The sequence below is a fragment of the Pedobacter xixiisoli genome, assembly GCF_900215335.1.
Taxonomy (GTDB): Bacteria; Bacteroidota; Bacteroidia; order Sphingobacteriales; family Sphingobacteriaceae; genus Pedobacter; species Pedobacter xixiisoli.
This window is the reverse complement of record NZ_OCMT01000004.1, coordinates 254277-275065: the sequence shown is the minus strand read 5'-3', so window position 1 is coordinate 275065 and position 20789 is coordinate 254277. Positions and strand designations below refer to the sequence as shown.

Below are 20789 nucleotides of genomic sequence, written 5' to 3'. Positions count from 1 at the left end.
GAAGAAATTACAAGAACGTTAAGACAGGTATGCTATTCGCTATTCTCTCCCTATCAGGGAGAGATGCCTGAGAAGGCAGAGAGGGTTCTATCATTGCGGCACAAGTTTGAGTTAATTAAACCCGATTACGGTGGAAAGCTTTTTTGTTGCATTTGCATTGAAACCTCGTAGGTTTTCAAAACCTACGAGGTTTAGTGCGCATCGTTTCACAAAAAACTAGCCAAAAGCGGGACTGCACTTTCCGAAGAACTGCTCCAATGTTTTTCTACTATTTGTGTAACGTTTCTAAATATATTTCCTTTACGAGGCAAAAAGGTTAAATTTGGGCAAAAATAATTTTCAATTACCATGAGTTTTAGAATAGAACACGATACCATGGGTGAGGTACAAGTACCTGCCGACAAATATTGGGGAGCACAAACTGAACGCTCTAGAAACAATTTCAAAATTGGACCAGAGGCATCGATGCCTAAGGAAATTATCCATGCTTTTGGCTACCTAAAAAAAGCTGCTGCATTGGCGAATAACGAATTAGGTGTACTTTCTAAAGATAAAACAGATTTAATTGCCAAAGCTTGTGACGAGGTAATTGCTGGTCAGTTAGATGATCAATTTCCATTGGTGATTTGGCAAACTGGTTCGGGTACGCAAAGTAACATGAATGGTAACGAGGTAATTGCTAACCGTGGTCACGTTATTGGTGGTGGTAATTTGTTAGACGACAAAAAATCGTTGCACCCTAATGATGATGTAAATAAATCGCAGTCATCAAACGACACCTATCCGACAGCTATGCACATTGCAGCTTACAAACAAGCGGTTGAGGTTACTATCCCAGGTTTACAAAAATTAAGAAACACTTTAGCTAGCAAAGCTGAAAGCTGGGGCGATATCGTAAAAACTGGTCGTACCCATTTTATGGACGCGACACCATTGACTCTGAAACAAGAATTTTCTGGTTACGTACAGCAAATAGACAATGGTTTGAGAGCCATCAACAATGCTCTAGAGATGATTAAAGAATTAGCTCTGGGCGGTACTGCTGTAGGTACTGGTTTAAATACACCTGCAGGTTACGATGTGTTGGTAGCTCAAAAAATCGCTGATTTAACAGGCTTGCCATTTGTAACTGCTCCTAATAAATTTGAAGCTTTGGCTGCTCACGATGCGATGGTAGAACTTTCTGGTGCTTATAAAAGAGTTTCAGTTTCATTGATGAAAATCGCGAACGATATCCGTATGTTAAGTTCTGGTCCTCGTTGTGGTATTGGCGAAATCATCATCCCAGACAATGAGCCAGGCTCTTCTATTATGCCAGGTAAAGTAAACCCAACACAACCAGAAGCTTTAACCATGGTTTGTGCGCAGGTAATGGGTAACGATGTGGCGGTGAGCATTGGTGCGAGCAACGGTCATTTCGAGTTGAACGTTTTTAAGCCAGTAATTGCAGCTAACGTATTGCAAAGCGGTCGTTTAATTGGTGATGCTTGTGTTTCTTTCAACGATAAATGTGCTGAAGGTATTGAGCCTAATCGTCCGGTAATTCAACAACACATGGAAAACTCATTGATGTTGGTGACTGCTTTGAACCCGCACATTGGCTACGAAAATGCTGCTAAAATTGCGAAGAAAGCACATAAAGAAAATAAAACATTAAGAGAAGCTGCGATAGAAACTGGTTTGCTAACCGACGAGCAATTTACTGCTTGGGTGAAGCCAGAAGAAATGGTGGGTAGCTTGAAATAAGTTTTGAAAAGCAGGGCTGAAAGCTGCTATGGTCGTCAGTCCCGCTTTTCGTTACCATCTTTTTGTTGCTCTGCCCATTAACGTTTGTCATGCTGAGCCTGTCGAAGCGTAAGCGAACTAACAAGCGATGATAGGAACAAAAAGTATTTTCACTACAATCGGGTTTATTATCAAAAAGTCAATCACTTTTAGGCAGTTTATGTTTGGTCGCTACATATTAATTCTGTTTTTAGCCTTAATCTTTGCAAGCGCTTGCTCTCGTCTCCCCGACGTACAAGGCAAAGGCGAAACCTTTTTACAAGGTGTTTGGAACCAAGACAGCATACCTAATAAAGCGCAGTTACAAAACTATACCCAACATCATTTTAAGTTTACCTGCGATTCGTTCTACGTCGATTTTAACACGCATTCTAAAGTGAACTATTACGAAGAAGAGTGTTTCAATAATGGCGTTTGGAAAGAATATGCGAAAGGAACTTATCAGCTGCGTAACGATACCTTAATATTAGTTGGCGATTTTACCAAACCGAATTACAAGCAGAAAGTTTCGGGCTGTTATCGTAATGGGCGGTATATCAGTAGCTTTAAGGTGAAGTCTTGGAATGCGGAGCAGTTGGATTTGGAAAACTTGGGCGACCAAACGGAGGTGAAACTTAAATTAAAAGAAAAAATAACTTGCGTACAAAAGGCGCTTTAAAAGTCTGAAAGACAAAAAAAGTCGGCAAGTCAGAAAGATAAAAACATACAAGTCATGAAAAATTTAAAAAGATTAATCCTTGCATTTGCCTTTATTTATGCGCCAATTGCTGCTAATGCTTGGGGTGTATTAGGCCACCGTATTGTTGGTGAAATTGCCGATAGCTATTTAACGCCAAATGCCCGTAAAGGCATTAAGCAAATTTTAGGTAACGAAACCCTAGCCATGAGCGCTAACTGGGCAGATTTCATCAAATCGGATACGAGTTACAGGTATTTGAACAATTGGCACTACGTTAACTTGCCAGAAGGTTTGGATAAGAACGGAATGAGCAATTTCTTAGATGGTTTTAAGGATGCTAATATCTACAGCAAAACCAATGAAATGATTGCGCTGTTGAAAAATCCTAAAACTCCTGCAGATAAGAAAGTATTTGCCATGCGATTATTGGTTCACTTAATGGGAGACATGCACCAGCCAATGCACACTGCAAGAAAAGAAGATTTAGGTGGAAACAGAATTTCTGTAATGTGGTTCGGTACCAAATCTAACTTACATAGAGTTTGGGATGAGCAATTAATCGATTTCCAACAGTTGAGCTATACAGAATATACCAAAGCCATCAACTTTGCTACGCCACAACAATTAACCGAGTGGAACAAAGCTAGCTTGAAAGATTGTATTTTCGAATCGTACGAAGTTTGCAATAAAATCTACGCTACAGGAATTAAAAACGATGACAAACTAAGCTATAACTATAATTTCGATTGGGTTGGAACGCTGAACAATCAATTGTTAAAAGGTGGTGTTCGTTTGGCTAAAGTTTTGAACGAGATTTATAAATAGTAACAAAGCTTGAAACATTTAAAAGTAACGCTCTCAGTCATTTTTTTTTTATCGACATTATTTAGCTATGGACAGCATAATTTTAAAGGGTTAATACTAGATGCAAAAGATAATAAGCCAATTACTAAAGCTAACGTATCAGATGGATTTAAAACTGTTCTTTCTGATTCTTCTGGGCTATTCAGTATTAGTTTATTAAAAAATTTAACTCTGAAAGTAAGTAGCATAGGCTATTTGCCCTTAAATTATTCTTTTACGTCGAAAAAAATGTTCGACACATTATATCTTAATCCAAAAGATGAACAGCTATTACAGGTAGAAATCGCAACAAAAAAATCTAAGCTGAATAATACATTAGCTTCTTCTAACTATTTTTTATTTAAAGGTGCGGATTTAAGTCGTATACCATCTCTATTCGGTAATTCAGATATTTTAAGTGCCTTAAAAACGCTGCCAGGTATTGGCAAGGGCGGTGAAGGAAACGGTGGACTATATGTAAGAGGTGGTTCATCAGGACAGAACATGGTTCTTTTTAATGATGCGGTAATATATCAACCGACTCATCTTTTGGGAATATTTTCCGTTTTTAGCAGTTACTTTGTAGATAATGTTAAACTTTATAAATCTGGCTTACCGTCATACTATCGAGGGCGTTTGTCGTCTGTGATAGACATTACTAGTAATACAAAAATAGCTGATAGCCTTAATGGCAACGCAAGTATTGGTATGATTTCAGCAGATACTTCGATTGACATTCCGTTGAGCAATAACTGGTCGGTAACTGTAGGAGGGAGGACTTCCTTTATGAATCTATTTCTTTGGCCTATACATAACAAAACTGAAAAAGGAAGTCAAATAGGATATGATTTTTACGATATAAATTTAAATAGTTCATTTCGATCAGGTAAAAATAAATTTTTTCTATCGGCATATCATGGCAAAGATATTTTTGATATTGATATTACCAGCGCAGTGCTTACAAATAAAATGAAATGGAGTAACGATGCACTTTCTCTATCATGGACACGCCCTATTGACACTAATGTTGTACTTCGAAGTACTTTAGCTCATTCTGGATATAATTTCGATTTTAATATTAGTCAAGAAAACTCTCAGATTGGCGTATTATCGTCGATAAGAGATTTAAAAATTTCGAACTTTTTAACCTTCTTTCTTTCCAAACAAACTATCAATCTAGGTGTTGAATTTTCGAGCCAGCAAATCAAGCCAAACATACCATCTTTAATTAATCAAGATTTTGCTTTTGACTTTGGACCAGATAAAACTTTTTATGTTAACGACTTTGCTATTTTCGCAAATAATGACATTTTCTTTGAAAAAATAACAGTTACACCTGGGGTTCGGCTTAACTTCTCAAGTGTTAAAAATAAACGAGGTAACGAAAGCAGTTTTAGTTCCTTTTGGTTATTAGAGCCATCATTATTGGTAAAATATAATTTTAATCGTGATTTGAGTTTGCGTGTTACTGCTAACAAAAACTATCAAACAATACATTTACTACCTATAAGTTCATCTAGTTTTCCTTCAGATTTTTGGATACCAAGCTTCAATCAAATCAAACCTCAATATGTTTATCAACTATCTGTTGGCTTGTTTAAAGATTGGACTAATTTTGAAGCTTACGTAGATTTTTTTCATAAAAATATGCAACGGGTAATCGAATTTAATGGTGGTATAGGAAGCTTGATTGATAATTTGAATATCGAAGAAAATGTGATAACTGGGAAGGGTAAAGTTCTAGGTGTAGAATTTTATATAAAAAAGAGAACAGGACGCTTGCAAACAACCTTTGCGTACACATTATCTAAAAGTACACGTATTTTTCCTGAAATTAACAGAGGAAAACAATTTCCTTTTCGTTTCGATCGTCCGCATGATATTAATATTACGTCAAGTTTTCATTTAAATAAAAAGTGGGCTTTTTCATTGCTATTTACCTATGCTTCTGGAAACACGTACACAGCCCCAATTGGTCGTTATATTATTGAAGACAATGTGGTAAATGAATATGGCTTATTTAACGCAGCTAGAATGCCCGATTATCATCGACTAGATTTCTCTGTTGCTTATATGTTTAGCCATAAAAAGGCATTAAAATCCGAACTCTTACTTTCTGTTTATAATGTCTATAATAGAGCCAACCCTATTTTCGCTTACTACGATTATAAGGGCAACTTATCAACTTCAGTTATTATAAGTCAAAAGCAACTTGCTTTATTGCCCATATTTCCTAGCCTAACTTATAAAATCAAGTTTTAAGATGAAAAATTTAAGTTACTTATTTTTTATTGTTATCATATTAGGATCGTGTAAAAAGCAGGAAGATGAAAGTAAATTTGAACAGAAATTTATTGTAAATGGATATATTGAAAATGGCAAACCAGCTTATGTTACTATTATGCTGAATATGCCTTTTTACGCTCCAGTGAATTCTGAAGAACTTGAAAAAAACGTAATACGTCATGCTAAGGTGACCGTAAGCGATGGTCAGAATTCGGAAGTTTTAACGGGTTATTATGATAATAAAAAAGTACCTTATTTCTACTATAAAGGATCTAGTCTAACGGGTGAACTTGGTAAAAAATATTACTTGGAGATAGTTTATGGTGGATACACGCTCACTTCGGAAACAGAAATTCCTCAGGATGCTAAGTTGAATCGAATTTGGTTTACGGCAATGCCCGAGAGCAAACAACAATTAAATATTAATTTTGATGATGATGAGAATGCGAAAAACTACTATAAAATATACACCAAGTCTCAAGAAGAAGAAGATTTTATTCGCTGTTTTGTCTCAAACCATGATGATAAATATTTTAATGGTAGAAGCGTCAACTTACAGCTTAATCGCGGTAAAAAAAGTAACACGCAACTAACATGGACGCCGCATTTTTCTTCGAGAGATACAGTTACAGTAAAGTTTGCTACGATGAACAAAGAAGCTTTTGAATTTTGGCAATCTTACGAGAATGAAATTGTAAACGCTTCTAACCCACTTATGGGATCCAGCTTTGCACTAAAAGGAAACATTGTGGGTAGAGCCAACGGAATTTGGTGTGGATACGGCGTTAATTACTATCAAATTATCGCTCCTAAATAAAAAGCCAGATTCTCTTTTCTAGAATCTGGCTTTTAAAAGTTATGTTTTCAACTAAGGAAGTTTGGCTTCCATTCTGTCTGCTAAACTTTCTAGCTTATCAATAATTTGAGAAAATCCTGTATCAGTAAATGATTCAAAACTAATTTTAGAACCATCTTTAAAAACCAACTTAGGCTCAAGATTATAATAATAATAGGTTATTGTTCTTGGGATTTGAAGGTATTGACCATTGTCATCATAATAAGTCTGGTAAGAGTAAGATTCTTCAACGGATTCGTAAGCTATTTTTGCTATAAGTGTTTTCTCCTTTTTGTAAATAGCATAAGCTTCTGCATACTTGTTATATAACTCTGCTTCTTTTTGACTGTAAGCTTTATCAGATAATCCATTTGCTTTGTCAAGTTCGGTAGCAATTGATTTAACATCTACATTACCAACAAATTGAATATTCATTAAACTTACGATTGAATTAGCATTCTCTAATAAATCATCTACATCTTCAGCATTTTCAATTTTGCTGATATTAGCGTTTCCGTTACCTCCACCAGCAGCTTCTAATAAAATAACATTTCCTTTATTTAAGCTAAAAGTGTATGTGCCTTTTTTGCTGTCGCTAGTTACGTTTGTAGTTAGCGAGAAACTACCAAAAACTAGTTTTAGATCAACTAAAGATGGCGACCCATCTGACAAATATTGGTATGTAGATGTTAATTTCAATTCTTCTTTACCGTCTACCACTAAGGAAGCTGTAGCGCTTGACGGAAGTTCGAAAGTTTCGCCATCAATTGTAGCTGTTTTACCTGAAGCTACGTAGCTCGCAGTAAACGTAACGTTATTAGTAGATGAACCTACGCTTGGAAACTTAATTTCGAGTTTAGAATTCGAACTTACTTTTGTCCAAGAATCATTACTGGCATTCCAGGTATAAGTGCCATAATAATCTCCTAATTTGTTTATTGATGAGTTTAAAGAAGTTGAAGCATCAAATATCTTTACAAGATTTTTTGCTTTTGCTGCATCACCAATAATACCCAATTCCTTAATTTCAAAAGGAATTTCGCCTGTTGCCCTATCAGAAATTTTTGCGAAACTTTCTAATGCGCTTATAAATTTTTCATCTGGTAAAGAATTTATGTGATTCACGAATTCAATTCCATTTTGTTCAAGTGCTTTTTTGTTTTCTTCAACTGAGAGGTTAGCGAACGTTAATTCTGTAGAAGTTTCGTCTGTTTCAGTTTCGTCTTTTTTACATGATGTAAAAGCAAAAGCTGCCAGCATAACGGCCACAATTAGATTTGTTTTTTTCATTATAATTATGTTTTTCCTGCAAGTTACCCTTTTACAATTTTATTGTTAAAACAAATTGTCAAAATACCTAATTTCGGGTATGAAAATCCTCATGGTTTGTTTAGGCAATATCTGTCGTTCGCCTTTGGCGCATGGCATATTGCAACATTTAGCAGATAAAGAAAATTTAGGTTGGCAAGTGCACAGCGCTGGTACGGGTAACTGGCATGTGGGCAATCCGCCAGATAGAAGGAGTGTGTTGGCTGCAAGAAATTTAGGTTACGAGATTGGAGCGCAAAGAGCGAGACATTTTAGTCCGAGTTTTTTTGATGAATATGACCACATCCTAGTGATGGATAAAAACAACTTGAAAGACGTTTTGGCTTTAGCAGAAACTAATGAGCATAAGCAAAAAGTAAGGTTGTTTTTGGTGGATGAAGGAGAAGTGACCGACCCTTATTACGATAATGATTTGTTTGGGCCTGTAAGTTTAGAGGTAGAACAGAGATGTAAAGAAATATTAGAGGAGCTACGTGGGTAGCTCCTTTTTGATATACAGAAATTAGGTAAGGTTTTTTGCTCGCCGCCGCTGGGCTCTTACTTTTTTCATATTTGTTTAATTTCTTTCATTGGTATTTAAGCTTTCGCTATGCTCAGGTTTGACCGCAAAAAGTAACAAAAACTCTCGGTTGCTTATTTATTCAGTGTTGGTTTATGTTTTCATTTGTCTTCATGCTTGCTCCGCAGGTTTCTTTCAAAGTAAGTGGTTCGGCTTATTGTTGCAAACCGAAAAATAAGAGACCGAAAACTCGGTGAACGGAGAAATGAGCTGCTATCGCTAGCGAACACCTTAATATCATCTTCCTGATTTCACACTATACCAATACGGCATTTTTATCACTCGGATTTTCATCCTTAATTAATGCTGCGACACTGCTTAATGTACTTGATGCAATTTCCGCTAGTGCTTCTTCTGTAAAAAATGCTTGGTGGCCTGTTACTAAAACATTCGGGAAGCTGATTAAGCGTTGAATGTCGTCATCGCCAATAATACTGCCCGATAAGTCCTTGAAAAACAATTTTTCTTCTTGCTCGTAAACATCTATCCCTAAGCTCGCAATCTGACCATTTTTCAATGCTTCAATTACATCTTTGGTATTGATCAATGCACCTCTACTTGTGTTGATAATTACCGCACCTTTTTTCATTCCAAGGAGTGTTTCAGCATTTATCAGATAGCGATTCTCTTCAGTTAAAGGACAATGCAGTGAAATAATATCAGCAGCGCTAATGACTTCGTTAAATGGAAGGTAGTTGATGCCTAACTTCTTTAACTCTTCGTTTTCGTAGGGGTCGAAGGCTAATACTTTACAGCCAAAACCTAGCATGATTTTGCAAAATGCAGCGCCTATTTTTCCAGTCCCTATTACGCCCAGTGTTTTTCGGTACAGATTAAAGCCCATCAATCCATTGAGCGAGAAGTTCTGCTCTCTAATTCGGTTATAAGCTTTATGTGTTTTGCGATTAAGGGTCAACAGCATGGCAACTGCATGTTCTGCAACGGCTTGTGGCGAATAGGCAGGAACTCTACAAAGCCTCAGTCCGTGTTTCTTTACTGCATCTAAATCAACGTTGTTAAAACCAGCGCACCTTAAGGCAATAATTTTGATGCCCTTTTCTGCAAGCACAGCAATTACTTCGGCAGTGAGTTTATCGTTTACAAAAACACAGACAGCCTCAAAAGTATCTTTTTTAATGGCATCCGCAATGTGTGGTCCTAAATGCGTTTCCCAAAACTCTAATTCAAAGCCATAGCTTTCATTACTTTTTTCGAAAAATTGACGGTCGTAGGGTTTGGCAGAGAAAAATAAAATCTTCATGTGCTCAAAATACGAATTTTAACTTTTTAAACCGTAGCTGACAATTCAGTTCTTTTCTGCTGGGTAAGATAGATGTAGTTAAACATACAGTAGGTAGCTATCGCTCCAAAGCTGTGCCATAAGAAATGTGTTCCAAAACTTACCCATTCCCATTTATCCGCTATGCGAAAAGTAAGTGCAAAAGCGAAAGATAGCAATGCAAAGCCAACCCATTTCCCTGCTTTCCATTTGGTGTAGATGAGATGAATTAAAACCGGAACTAAAACTAGCAGTGCCATCATCGCATAGTTGATGTTGATGAAAAGATGGGCATTTTCAGCGGTAAGTAAATCTCGAAGGGCAAATTGTAATCCAGCATAGCCGAAAACCATTAAAACGGCATAATACCATCGGGTGCTTTGAGCTAAGAAATAGATTCCAGCGGATACGCACAGCAGCATAATCGGCAGCCAGTCCATCATGATAAAAACAGACCATTGACGAAGGGAATGATAAACAGTTCCTCCTATTCCGCCTATGTAAAGTAAGATTAAGCAATAGGTTAAAAACGGATTAGCTTTGAAATTTCCCTTGATTTTAATGGTCCAGAAAATGGCAATGAATAAGAAAAACACAGCAGTGATGGCATTTAATGGCTCTGGAAAAAGCTGAGCCATGTTGGTTTCCGTGTAGAGCATTCCGCCATCTGGAGGGAGTTGGTTAATTGGCATGGTGTGTAGATTTCTTCTTAAAACGTGAAGATAAATGTTTTTGTTTTAGCTTAACTTTATGCTTCTGTTAATAAAGACGCCACAGATGCACAGATTTCAAAATAGATAATTTAATATTTAAAGAAAGATATCTGTGCATCTGTGGCAAAATTCAAAAACACATGACAAATCCAAAGCTATTTATGATTTTATTGGGCTGTAAGCCCAAAGGAAGACACACCGAGCAACATGATATCTTCTTCGCTATTGCCGATGAGGTAAAGGAGCTAGTGCCTGCAATTAATGCATTTTGGCCAGAAGCTAAAGGTAAAATCCACTTAGATGCCTATCGAATTGTTAATCATGTGAATGGTTATAAAGTAGATGTGGTAGAGAAAAGTAAGGCCATTGAATCAGCAAAGCACTTGTTTTTTATGAATTTAGGTGGATATCAAAGCAATGTTTTTGAGGAGTTGCACTATAAAATGTTGATGGTAGCTGAAGACAAAGCGGTTGCCACTAAAAATGCGAAGGAAAGTGAGTTCTTTAAGCAATTTTTTAGTCCACATATTGATGATAAATACGGTGTAGATGTAGATGATGTTTTTGAAATTGAGGAGGTATTGCCGGAAGAAATGAAGTCGAAATATAAATTGGTTTTTACACCTATGGATGGCTTGCCAGAAGACGAAATTGTTTTGGGGTACATGCCGATAGATAAGTTGTAATACTAAAAAAAGCGGGTTCCATGCATCCACATTTTGCCCGCTTAAACTATTAAGGAATTTATAAGTGCTTATTAATGAATCAAACATACAGCATTGGCCATATCAGTTCAAATGAGTATCGGTAAATAAGGAATATCAGTCGCTGAAAGGTCATATTCGAATTGGAAATACTGATGCAAATAGAACCTTCCGTTAATTTGTGTTAAAAATTTAGATATGTCGATATTATTTTCCCCTATACAGATAAAAAATGTGGTGTTAAAGAACCGCATTGTGGTTTCGCCAATGTGCGAATATTCTTCTATTGATGGCTTTGCAAACAATTGGCACTTAGTGCATTTAGGCAGTAGAGCTGTTGGTGGTGCTGGACTAATCATCACCGAAGCCGCTGCGGTTTCCCCAGAAGGACGAATTTCTATTGTAGATTTAGGTATCTGGAAAGACGAGCACAAAGCGAAGCTAAAAGAGATTGTAGATTTTATTCACGAGAATGGTTCTGTTTCAGGAATCCAGTTAGCTCATGCAGGCAGGAAAGCAAGTTTCGATATTCCTTGGGAAAACCCTGCGCAGGTTAATGAGGAAAAAGGTGGTTGGGACACGGTTGCGCCTAGTGCAATTCAGTTTAATCCGAAAGATAAAATGCCAATTGCTTTAGATGCAGCAGGGATTGAAAAAGTGAAAGCGGATTTTAAAGCAGCTACTAAACGAGCTTTAGAGGTTGGCTTTAAAGTAGTGGAAGTGCATGCTGCACATGGCTATTTGATACATCAATTTTTATCTCCTTTAAGTAACCAACGTACCGATGAATACGGAGGAAGTTTCGAAAACAGAATCAGGTTTTTGTTAGAAGTAGTTGCTGCGGTGCAAGAAGTTTGGCCTAGCGAAAATCCTTTATTTGTGCGTATTTCTGCTACCGACTGGGTTGATGGAGGTTGGAATGAGGAAGAATCCATTCAGCTATCTAAAATCTTAAAAGAAAAAGGTGTGGATGTAATTGACACTTCTACTGGGGGATTGGCTAGAGAGCAACAAATTCCGGTGGCACCAAATTACCAAGTGAAATTTGCAGAAGCGATTAAACAAGAAGCCGCTATTTTAACGGGCGCCGTTGGTTTAATTACCGAAGCTGTGCAAGCAGAAGAAGTATTAGAGAAAAACCAAGCCGACTTGATTTTCATGGCCCGCGAACTGCTGAGAAATCCGTATTTCCCATTACAGGCAGCAAAACAATTGGGAGTAGATGTCTCTTGGCCTAAACAGTACGAAAGAGCTAAATAAGTCCTTACTCCTGTGGTGTTTAAAGAAGTGCTTCGTTAATTCTTATTAAGGGTTAAGTTTTTCTAACTTTAAATACCAAATGAAAAACGCCATGTTAAGAAAGGGTTTTATACTGATCCTATTTTCAATCTCACTTTTAATAAGTTCGGTTTATGCGCAGAAAAAAAAGATAGCCAGTTTCTTTTTTGATACGAATATAAGAGTATTGGATGCGCAACAGAAAAAAGCCTTTTCGCAATTTTTGAGCGAACTGGATTCTGTAGATATTGTTTCTATATCTATTATTGGCTATTGTGATGATCGTGGAGGAAAAGGTTACAATGATGTGCTGTCTGTAAATAGGGCTAATCACATTAAGGAGCTGCTTGAGCAACATGAAATCAATACAGAGAAAGTTAAGGTGTTAACGGGGAATGGAAAGATAGACCTTATTGAGCCTAGTAATGTAAACAAGCAACGAATCAATAATAGGCGAGTAGATTTGGTAATTGGATATGTGAAGAAAAACCTGAGAATTGATAACTCTATACTGCCAAATACACTTAAGGTGGGCGATAAAATTATCCTAGAAAATGTACTTTTTGAAAATAGTAAGTCGATACTTCTTAAAGAATCTATTCCAGTATTAGAAAAAATAACAAATATCATTAAAGAGAAAAAACAATATGATATTGCTATTCTGGGCCATATATGCTGTAATCCACCAGGAAAAGACGTTAAAGATTTTGTAACTGGAGAATTAAATTTATCTCAAGCAAGAGCGAAAGCGGTCTACGATTACCTTATTAAAAATGGGGTAGATGAACACCGACTAGCTTACAAAGGAATGATGGGAAACTTTCCGCTTGGAAAAGGAGAAAAAAATGATAGAAGGGTTGAACTGCAAATTACGGGCATCAACAATTAAAATAATTATAAAATTTTAAAACCAATACAAAACCCTCTGAGTTTAACTAGAGGGTTTTTTGTATTTTAGAGCATTCAAAAGAAAATATATGTTTGATAAATTAATGGCAGCGCAAGGCAAGGCCGAAGAAATAAAAAAGAGATTAGATACTATTTCGGTATTTGGTGAGGTAGAAGGTGGTGCAATTAAAGTTACTGCTACTGCAAATAAGGCAATTACTGCAATTGCCATTTCGGATGAGTTTTATGAGCAATCTGATAAGGAGGAACTGGAAGAGCTTTTGCAAGCCGCAGTAAATAAAGCGTTGGCGCAGGCAGACCAAGTGAGTGCTGTAGAAATGCAAGCTGCAACCAAAGATATGTTGGGCGGTTTAGGTGGTTTATTTGGACAATAAAATATATCGTTATGAAATATACGTATTACGGTCAGTCATGTTTCTTGCTAGAGACTTCTTCTGTTAAGTTGTTGTTTGATCCTTTTATTAGCGGAAATCCGTTAGCCAAGGAGATTGATGTAGAGAAAATCGATGCAGATTATATTCTGGTAAGTCACGGTCATGGTGATCATGTTGGAGATTTGGTGGATATTGCCAAGAGAACCAATGCCAAAGTGATTTGTATGCCAGAAATTGCTGGTTGGTTACAAAAACAAGGTGTTACCAATATCCATGATATGAACATTGGTAAATTTAAGTTCGATTTTGGAACGGTACGAATGGTTACAGCAACACATTCTAGCAGTTTGCCAGATGGTTCTTACGGAGGTAATCCGGCAGGTTTTGTTTTAGATGTTGATGGCACGCAGATTTATTTTGCTGGAGATACGGGTTTAACATTAGACATGAAATTACTAGCTGAATTGTACCAATTAGAATATGCTATCCTTCCAATTGGTGGTAATTATACGATGGATCCAGATGATGCGGTAATTGCTGCGGAGTATGTGAATTGTTCGAAAGTAATGGGTGTTCATTATGACTCTTTCCCTGTAATTGCAATCAATAAGGATTTTGCGTTGGAAACTTTCAAAAGAGCGCAGAAAACATTGTTGTTGCCAGCTATTGGCGAGACTATAGATTTATAGGCCAATAAGACTTACGAAGTTTCGAAAACTTCGTAAGTCTTAAGTTTAGTAGCATATTAAACGTTGTTTAATTTTTCTTTTTAGCTGCGGCTTGATTTGCTTTATAACGCATGTCTGCAGTTCCGTCTTTTTTCTTTGGTCCAGCCGGATTTACTTTTGCTGCTTTGTTTTCAGCGTAACGCATGTCAGGTGTACCGTCTGCTTTTAGCTTAGTAGCTGTAGAAGTAGCTTTTTTTTCTACTTTTTTGGCTTCCGTTTTAGTTGTTGTAGTTACTTTTTTAGGAGCTTGTTTTACCGTTGTAGTAGTTTGAGCGAAAGTTGCGCTAAAACCGAACAAGGCAATAGCAGCAAGGGTTAATAATTTTTTCATTGTTATAGTAGTTTTTAAGTGGGTTAATAACGATACAATTAATTTTTTATTACAAAGCAAATCTAATTGGGATATGGTATTTAACGGTCACGGGTTCCCCAAATATTTTTCCAGGTGTCCATTCTTTAGATAGTTTTAAAACTCTAACCGCTTCTGTGGCCATTTCTTCGTTAGGAGTTTCTACAACTTCAATATCTTCTACACTACCGTCTTTCTTCACATCAAATTTCAGAACTACTATACCCTGTATTTTTTGTTTTGCAGATTGCTTTGGATATCTCATCTGGTTAGCTAGAAATCTATAAAATTTGTTGATTCCTCCCTTATAATTTGGCGCTGTAAATATATTATCGAAATCAGCTATATTACCTTCTCTGTCATAGTACTGGTGAGTAATTTTTTTTTCGTTTTCGTCAAAGGTTTCTTCTCCCGCAAATTCTCCCTCAGAGTAATAATATTTCCAAACACCACTTTTTTTATTGTTGATATAATTTCCAGAGGCAAATAGATCCCCTTTAGCCCAGTATTCGTTGTATGGGCCATTTAGTTTGTCATATCTAAAAGTTTCTATCTTTAATGGAGCCGTTCCGTCATTATTGTATTGAATCCATTCGCCATGTTTATTTCCTTGTTCATAAAAACCTTTATCTGTAAGTTTTCCCGCTAAATACAAAAGATAGGGGCCTTTTCTAATCGTTAAGTCTTTATCAGCAAAACTGATCACTTCTTGAATTACATCTTTAGCGTTGTAAAAAGTAACTTGGTAAAATTCGCCGACTTGTTGAACCACCGGTCGCCATTTAGAACGAACAGGGTCTTTGGTATATATTGGGCTATTGTAAACTAGCGTTGTGTCTTGTTGGGCATTTTGGCAAAAGCCGATTTTTGTAACGGCTAGAAATAAGATAAGCGTTAGTTTTTTCATGGTTTTGTTATAATTGGGGCGAAAAATGTTTCGCCCGTACACGATTTGTTTTTTAATGTGCTTCCAGCCAATTTATCCCTTCGCCAATCTCTATTTCAATTGGCACTTCGGTTTTAATAGCGGTTTTCATCCTATGCGTAATGATCTCTTTTACAGCTTCTTTTTCACTCTTAATTACGTCGAACACCAACTCATCATGCACTTGCATAGTCATTTTCGATTGCAATTTTTGTTCCTTCATATCTTTGTGGATATTAATCATCGCAATCTTGATCATATCCGCTGCCGAACCCTGTATTGGTGCATTAATCGCATTTCGCTCTGCGTAGCCCCTCACGGTCATATTCGCCGAGTTGATATCTCTTAGGTACCTACGACGACCCATAATCGTTTCTACGTAACCATTCTCACGAGCAAAATTCATTGTATCACTCATGTAGTTCTTAATGCCTGGATATTGAACGAAATATTGTTCGATAATTTCGGCAGCTTCTTTACGTGGGATGTTCAAATTTTGCGATAGGCCGAAAGCTGATTGCCCGTAGATGATCCCGAAGTTTACTGCCTTTGCATTTCTACGTTGGTTAGAGGTTACTTCATCAATACCAATTCCGTACACTTTAGCCGCAGTTGCGGTGTGAATATCAATGCCATTTAAAAAAGCATCTAACATATTTGCTTCTTTACTAATTTCGGCGATAATTCTTAGCTCTATTTGCGAATAATCGGCAGATAAAAGGATGTGATTTTCATCTCTCGCAATAAATGCTTTTCTCACTTCTCTACCTCTATCCGTTTTGATAGGGATATTTTGTAAGTTCGGATTGTTAGAGCTCAATCTTCCGGTAGCGGCAACTGCCTGATTATAACTCGTATGCACCCTGCCCGTTCTTGGATTCACCAGCAAAGGCAAAGCATCCACGTAAGTAGATTTCAGTTTCTGCATCTGGCGGAAATCCAGAATATCCTGAACAATATCGCTTTTGTTAGCTAATGCCGTTAGCACGTCTTCACCAGTTTGATACTGACCAGTTTTAGTTTTCTTCGCTTTTGGGTCGAGTTTTAGATGGTCGAAAAGAACTTCTCCCAATTGTTTTGGTGAAGCCAGATTGAATTTAAGCCCTGCTTTTTCGTAAACATTCAGCTCTGCTTTAGAAATTTCTTCCTGTAGCTGTGCCGAATAAGTGGCTAAAGTTTCAGCATCTATTCTAACGCCCTCTTTTTCCATATCTGCTAGTACATAGATCAAAGGATTTTCGATTTCCGTAGCAAGCTTAGTCGCATTTCTTTCCAATAACATCGGCTCAAAAATATTAGCCAATTGTAAGGTAACATCGGCATCTTCGGCAGCGTAGTCAACTACTTTTTCTACCGGAATATCTTTCATGTTTAATTGGTTTTTCCCTTTGGCTCCAATTAACGAGGTGATGGAAATAGGTGTGTAGCCCAGATAGTTTTCCGAAAGCACGTCCATTCCGTGTCTGGTATCTGGGTCGATGAGGTAATGCGCCAACATAGTGTCGAACAATTCGCCTTTTAAATTGATATCATACCATTTAAGCACCAACATATCGTATTTAATATTCTGACCAATCTTAATGATGTTTTCGCTTTCAAAAACCGGCCTAAATTCTTCTAAAATGGCTTGAGTTTCTTCCTTGTTTTGAGGTGTTGGAATATAATATGCTTTGCCAGTTTCTACTGAAAAAGACAAGCCTACCAAATCCACAAAGTTAGCATCTGTTCCTGTGGTTTCAGTATCGAATGAAATTCTGTTTTGCTGTAATAGCAGGTCAATTAGTTCTTTTCTCGCTTCCGGTGTAGCTATTAACTGGTAGTCGTGTGGTGTATTGTCGATGTTTTTTGCATCAATAGGTGTATCAAATAACGAAGGCTGATTTTCGATTTCTTTTTTGGCTACTGTATTGCCAAACAAATCTTGTTGTCCATTGGTCTTGGCTTCGTTCACGCTAAAAGCATCGCCAAAAACACGCTTACCGATAGTTCTAAATTCTAATTCGGCAAATAATGGCTCTAACAATTCTTTGCTAGGTTCTTCTAGTAAAAGTTCTTGTTCGTTAAATTCTACTGGAACGTTCAGAATAATTGTGGCCAATTTCTTAGAAATTAATCCCTGCTCAGCAAAATTTTCTACGTTTTCTTTCTGCTTTCCTTTAAGCTCGTGACTGTTGGCAATAATGTTTTCCATACTACCATATTGCTTAATTAGCGCTTTGGCAGTTTTCTCGCCAATACCAGGAATCCCAGGAATATTATCTACGGCATCGCCCCACAAACCCAAAATATCAATCACCTGCAACACGTTTTCAATCTCCCATTTCGCTAAAACTTCAGGTACGCCCAAAATCTCCATTTCGTTACCCATACGGGCAGGTTTGTAGATGAAAATATTATCAGAAACCAATTGAGCAAAATCTTTATCTGGTGTCATGCAGTACACTTGGAAACCTGCTTTTTCGCCTTCTTTGGCAAGCGTTCCAATAATGTCATCCGCCTCATAACCGTCCTTAGTAATTACTGGAATGTTAAAGCCTTCTATCAGCCTAAAAATATATGGAAGCGCTTTCGATAAATCTTCTGGCATAGCTTCTCGATGGGCTTTGTACGCTACAAACTCTGTGTGTCTTTCGGTTGGTGCATCGGTATCAAAAACTACCGCTATATGACTTGGTTTTTCCTTTTTAAGTACTTCTAATAAGGTATTGGCAAAGCCCATTACTGCAGAAGTATTCACACCTGTTGAGGTAAAACGAGGGTTTTTGCTCAATGCGAAATGCGCTCGGTAGATTAACGCCATCCCGTCTAAAAGGAAAAGTTTTTTGTTGCTCATTTGCTTAATCGTATTTGATATTTAAGACAGATGATAAAGGTAACGATAAATTGAAAATAACTAAGGGAAAAGAATTGAAAGCGAAACTGCCGCAAGGTTAAAGCAAGCATGAAAAAGTATACTATAAACGAGTCCATGTTTAATACGGATATATCCAAGGCTAAGTCCGCCAAAGGTCTGCGAAGCAATGTAAATTAGAAAAGTTGGGTCGGTAATCGTGAGGTCTTTGAAGTTACTAAGATGTATAAGCCCGAAAATGATTGCCGTGTAGTAAAATAGAAAAGGATAGCTTTTTCGCCAAATTCTAACCGAATAGAACTTCCCTTTTTTCTTCAAAAAACTAATGGTGAACGCTGCACTTATTAAAGCCGCAAGAACTATCGAAAATTGAAGTAAGGAACCATTGATCTGAGAAACAATTAATCCCGATACAGATAGAAAAGTAAAATAGATTGATCCGTGGAGGTCTCTTAAATGCCATCGAAAAAATATCTCTTCTAAGATTGGCGCAAAAAAACAAGCAATAATTAGTGTGCCTAAAATGCCATATTCTTTTAAGAGGTCTGCACTTTCATGTTCTCTAATAATTTTGAAATGTAGTAAGATGTAAAACAGCCCTACTATCAACACGGAAAAAAATAAATCGAGCAGAAAAAGCGCTGCAAAATCTTTGACTAATACTTCTTTGTCTTTTTTTTTAAGAAATGAAGGCTTTTTAAGAAATTGATAAAATAATAAGAGCGATTTTTTCATGGTATTAAGATGTTAATAAATGTTATAGGTATAACAATACTACGTTATTTTCCGTTAATTTGAATATGAAAATTTTGAAATTGATAGTCGTAATTTGTTTGCTGGCTTTCACCGCAAAAGCTCAAGATGCGGTATTAATTAGTGATGGCAATTTTGTGAGAGGAGAAATTAAAGGCACCAATTACGAATCTGTTTTTATACAAATTGAGGAACAGGGATTAAAGGAATATAAGGCCAAGGATATCAAATCATTTTTGTGGAATGGCGATACCTACGAAAGTAAACCTTACATTATAGGTAAAAAAGCCACGGTCACTTTTTTTAGATTGGTAGAAGGGGGAAAAGTGAATCTATACGCAGTTGGTGGTACTTCTGGCGTTGATGAGCCTGTGCAGCCACGTGTAAAGGCTCGTCCTACTTTCGGAGTTGGCATGGGTACTGGTGGTGGAATGGGCGGAGGTCTAGGTGGCGGTGTAAGCATTAACTTAGGCGGTAATCGCGGTGGTGGTGTTGAACGACCAGCAGGAGCGCCTCCAAAAGCAAAACTATTCTATTTCATTGAAAAACCTGGCACGGGACCGATGCAAGAAATTGCTGCCGACGGCTCTAGGACAACAGCTACAAAAAACCTTTTATTAGCTAAACTTACTGGAGACGAAGGATTAACGGAAAGTATCAAAGCAACTGAATATTTTGATGAAAAAATGTTGATTGCTTTAGTAAAATCCTACAACGAATCAGTAAAGTAACTTACGATTTTAGATTTACGAATTACGATTATTGCAAGCTTACGAAGTTTAACTTTTTCTAGCTATTGTTTTTGCGCTAAAGTTGAGGGTTTCGCCGTTTAAAAACTTCGGTAGTTTTAATGTATCTTAAATCCTTAATGGTTTAAACTATCTATCCGAGTGTCCCAATGATTTATCTGGGCAAGCGATATTCCTTACCAATTGCTTCAACTCTTTAATTTCTGGAAAACGACCTTCTGTTTTTCTGTCAAAAATCAAATCGTTATTCACGGAAATCAAAAATGTGCCACTCGTTTCGCTAGGCTTTAAGGTTACACCATCAAGTTCTTCGGAGAAAGTGGTCAATAACTCTTGAGCGAAATAAGCAGAACGTAACATCCAGCCACATTTTGGGCAATATTCGATAGTGACGATAGGCTTGTTCATAGTAGAATTCTCTTTGTGTTCTTAGTGCCTTTACCAAAGCATCGGCACGGGGTGTGGTAAAAGTCTATTTCTGCAAGTCATCCCAAAACTCAACAGCTCTGCGGTAATGAGGGATGACGATGGAACCACCAACCAAATTGGCAATCATGAAAACCTCGTTAAGTTCTTCATTAGTTACGCCTTCGTTATAGCATTTTTCTAGGTGATATTTAATACAATCATCGCATCTTAAAACCATCGAAGCTACTAACCCAAGCATTTCTTTAGTCTTTACGTTTAATGCGCCTTCTGCGTAAGAGGTGGTATCTAGCGCAAAAAAACGTTTAATGTTAGTATTGGCGGTTTCCATTACTCGCTCGTTCATTTTTGAGCGGTAGTTGTTAAATTCTTCTGCTAATTTTCCCATATTTTAAAATGACTAATGAGTGAGTTTTGAATGATTAAATTGGTAAT

21 protein-coding genes are annotated in these 20789 nt (G+C 37.0%); 12 read left to right on the top strand and 9 right to left on the bottom strand.

Going from position 1 to position 20789, the window contains the following annotated elements; all coding sequences use genetic code 11:
- Positions 1-348: 348 nt before the first annotated feature.
- The 5 genes from fumC to CRO54_RS17320 all read left to right on the top strand — a co-directional run bounded on the left by fumC (position 349) and on the right by CRO54_RS17320 (position 6410).
- On the top strand, positions 349-1746 hold the full coding sequence (gene fumC / locus CRO54_RS17340; protein WP_097133346.1) for a class II fumarate hydratase: 1398 nt from the start codon (positions 349-351) through the stop codon (positions 1744-1746).
- Between the two features lie 127 nt (positions 1747-1873).
- Entirely contained in the window at positions 1874-2443 is a 570-nt protein-coding gene (locus CRO54_RS17335) for a fumarate hydratase (protein ID WP_240775163.1), read from the top strand.
- Between the two features lie 54 nt (positions 2444-2497).
- Positions 2498-3289 carry a S1/P1 nuclease gene (locus CRO54_RS17330; protein ID WP_097133344.1) on the top strand — a complete coding sequence of 264 codons (792 nt, stop codon included), beginning with the start codon at positions 2498-2500 and terminating at the stop codon, positions 3287-3289.
- A 9-nt stretch (positions 3290-3298) separates the two neighbouring features.
- Positions 3299-5569 (top strand): TonB-dependent receptor, encoded by a 2271-nt coding sequence (locus tag CRO54_RS17325; RefSeq protein WP_097133343.1) that lies wholly within the window; start codon positions 3299-3301, stop codon positions 5567-5569.
- 1 nt (position 5570) lies between these two features.
- Entirely contained in the window at positions 5571-6410 is an 840-nt protein-coding gene (locus CRO54_RS17320) for a DUF4249 family protein (protein WP_097133342.1), read from the top strand.
- A 51-nt stretch (positions 6411-6461) separates the two neighbouring features.
- Here the strand turns inward: CRO54_RS17320 and CRO54_RS17315 are convergent, their stop codons facing one another.
- Positions 6462-7718 carry a hypothetical protein gene (locus CRO54_RS17315; protein WP_097133341.1) on the bottom strand — a complete coding sequence of 419 codons (1257 nt, stop codon included), beginning with the start codon at positions 7716-7718 and terminating at the stop codon, positions 6462-6464.
- A gap of 79 nt (positions 7719-7797) precedes the next feature.
- Between CRO54_RS17315 and CRO54_RS17310 the strand changes: the two genes are divergently transcribed.
- Positions 7798-8238 carry a low molecular weight protein-tyrosine-phosphatase gene (locus CRO54_RS17310; protein ID WP_097133340.1) on the top strand — a complete coding sequence of 147 codons (441 nt, stop codon included), beginning with the start codon at positions 7798-7800 and terminating at the stop codon, positions 8236-8238.
- A 334-nt stretch (positions 8239-8572) separates the two neighbouring features.
- On the opposite strand, the gene CRO54_RS17305 is transcribed toward CRO54_RS17310, so the two are convergent.
- Together CRO54_RS17305 and CRO54_RS17300 are read right to left on the bottom strand one after the other, a co-directional pair.
- Positions 8573-9577 (bottom strand): 2-hydroxyacid dehydrogenase, encoded by a 1005-nt coding sequence (locus CRO54_RS17305; protein WP_097133339.1) that lies wholly within the window; start codon positions 9575-9577, stop codon positions 8573-8575.
- Positions 9578-9603: 26 nt separating this feature from the next.
- Positions 9604-10287, bottom strand: coding sequence for a hypothetical protein (locus CRO54_RS17300; protein WP_097133338.1), 684 nt, complete (start codon positions 10285-10287; stop codon positions 9604-9606).
- Between the two features lie 161 nt (positions 10288-10448).
- Here CRO54_RS17300 and CRO54_RS17295 point away from each other — a divergent pair, with 161 nt between their 5' ends.
- From CRO54_RS17295 to CRO54_RS17275, 5 genes are all read left to right on the top strand, one after another.
- The gene (locus CRO54_RS17295) at positions 10449-10994 is read left to right on the top strand and encodes a DUF1543 domain-containing protein (protein WP_097133337.1); all 546 of its coding nucleotides are present in this window, start codon (positions 10449-10451) and stop codon (positions 10992-10994) included.
- Positions 10995-11210: 216 nt separating this feature from the next.
- Positions 11211-12272 carry an NADPH dehydrogenase NamA gene (gene namA / locus CRO54_RS17290; protein WP_097133336.1) on the top strand — a complete coding sequence of 354 codons (1062 nt, stop codon included), beginning with the start codon at positions 11211-11213 and terminating at the stop codon, positions 12270-12272.
- Between the two features lie 79 nt (positions 12273-12351).
- Positions 12352-13179 carry an OmpA family protein gene (locus tag CRO54_RS17285; RefSeq protein ID WP_097133335.1) on the top strand — a complete coding sequence of 276 codons (828 nt, stop codon included), beginning with the start codon at positions 12352-12354 and terminating at the stop codon, positions 13177-13179.
- 88 nt (positions 13180-13267) lie between these two features.
- On the top strand, positions 13268-13573 hold the full coding sequence (locus CRO54_RS17280; RefSeq protein WP_097133334.1) for a YbaB/EbfC family nucleoid-associated protein: 306 nt from the start codon (positions 13268-13270) through the stop codon (positions 13571-13573).
- Positions 13574-13584: 11 nt separating this feature from the next.
- Positions 13585-14262: a metal-dependent hydrolase gene (locus CRO54_RS17275; RefSeq protein ID WP_097133333.1), complete on the top strand. Its 678-nt coding sequence runs from the start codon at positions 13585-13587 to the stop codon at positions 14260-14262.
- Positions 14263-14329: 67 nt separating this feature from the next.
- Here CRO54_RS17275 and CRO54_RS17270 read toward each other — a convergent pair whose 3' ends face one another.
- Genes CRO54_RS17270 through CRO54_RS17255 form a run of 4 tightly spaced genes read right to left on the bottom strand, consistent with a single transcriptional unit; the run spans position 14330 to position 19161 of the window.
- Positions 14330-14632: a hypothetical protein gene (locus CRO54_RS17270; protein ID WP_097133332.1), complete on the bottom strand. Its 303-nt coding sequence runs from the start codon at positions 14630-14632 to the stop codon at positions 14330-14332.
- A 49-nt stretch (positions 14633-14681) separates the two neighbouring features.
- The gene (locus CRO54_RS17265) at positions 14682-15557 is read right to left on the bottom strand and encodes an energy transducer TonB (RefSeq protein ID WP_097133331.1); all 876 of its coding nucleotides are present in this window, start codon (positions 15555-15557) and stop codon (positions 14682-14684) included.
- 52 nt (positions 15558-15609) lie between these two features.
- A complete protein-coding gene (polA, locus tag CRO54_RS17260; RefSeq protein ID WP_097133330.1) occupies positions 15610-18408 on the bottom strand; it encodes a DNA polymerase I in 2799 nt (932 codons plus the stop codon).
- 60 nt (positions 18409-18468) lie between these two features.
- Positions 18469-19161 (bottom strand): CPBP family glutamic-type intramembrane protease, encoded by a 693-nt coding sequence (locus tag CRO54_RS17255; protein ID WP_097133329.1) that lies wholly within the window; start codon positions 19159-19161, stop codon positions 18469-18471.
- Positions 19162-19226: 65 nt separating this feature from the next.
- Here CRO54_RS17255 and CRO54_RS17250 point away from each other — a divergent pair, with 65 nt between their 5' ends.
- Positions 19227-19910 carry a hypothetical protein gene (locus CRO54_RS17250; protein ID WP_097133328.1) on the top strand — a complete coding sequence of 228 codons (684 nt, stop codon included), beginning with the start codon at positions 19227-19229 and terminating at the stop codon, positions 19908-19910.
- A 147-nt stretch (positions 19911-20057) separates the two neighbouring features.
- Here CRO54_RS17250 and CRO54_RS17245 read toward each other — a convergent pair whose 3' ends face one another.
- Together CRO54_RS17245 and CRO54_RS17240 are read right to left on the bottom strand one after the other, a co-directional pair.
- A complete protein-coding gene (locus tag CRO54_RS17245; RefSeq protein WP_097133327.1) occupies positions 20058-20336 on the bottom strand; it encodes an Rdx family protein in 279 nt (92 codons plus the stop codon).
- A 64-nt stretch (positions 20337-20400) separates the two neighbouring features.
- Positions 20401-20742, bottom strand: a complete 342-nt coding sequence (locus tag CRO54_RS17240) for a carboxymuconolactone decarboxylase family protein (RefSeq protein ID WP_097133326.1) — start codon at positions 20740-20742, stop codon at positions 20401-20403.
- Between the last annotated feature and the right edge of the window lie 47 nt (positions 20743-20789).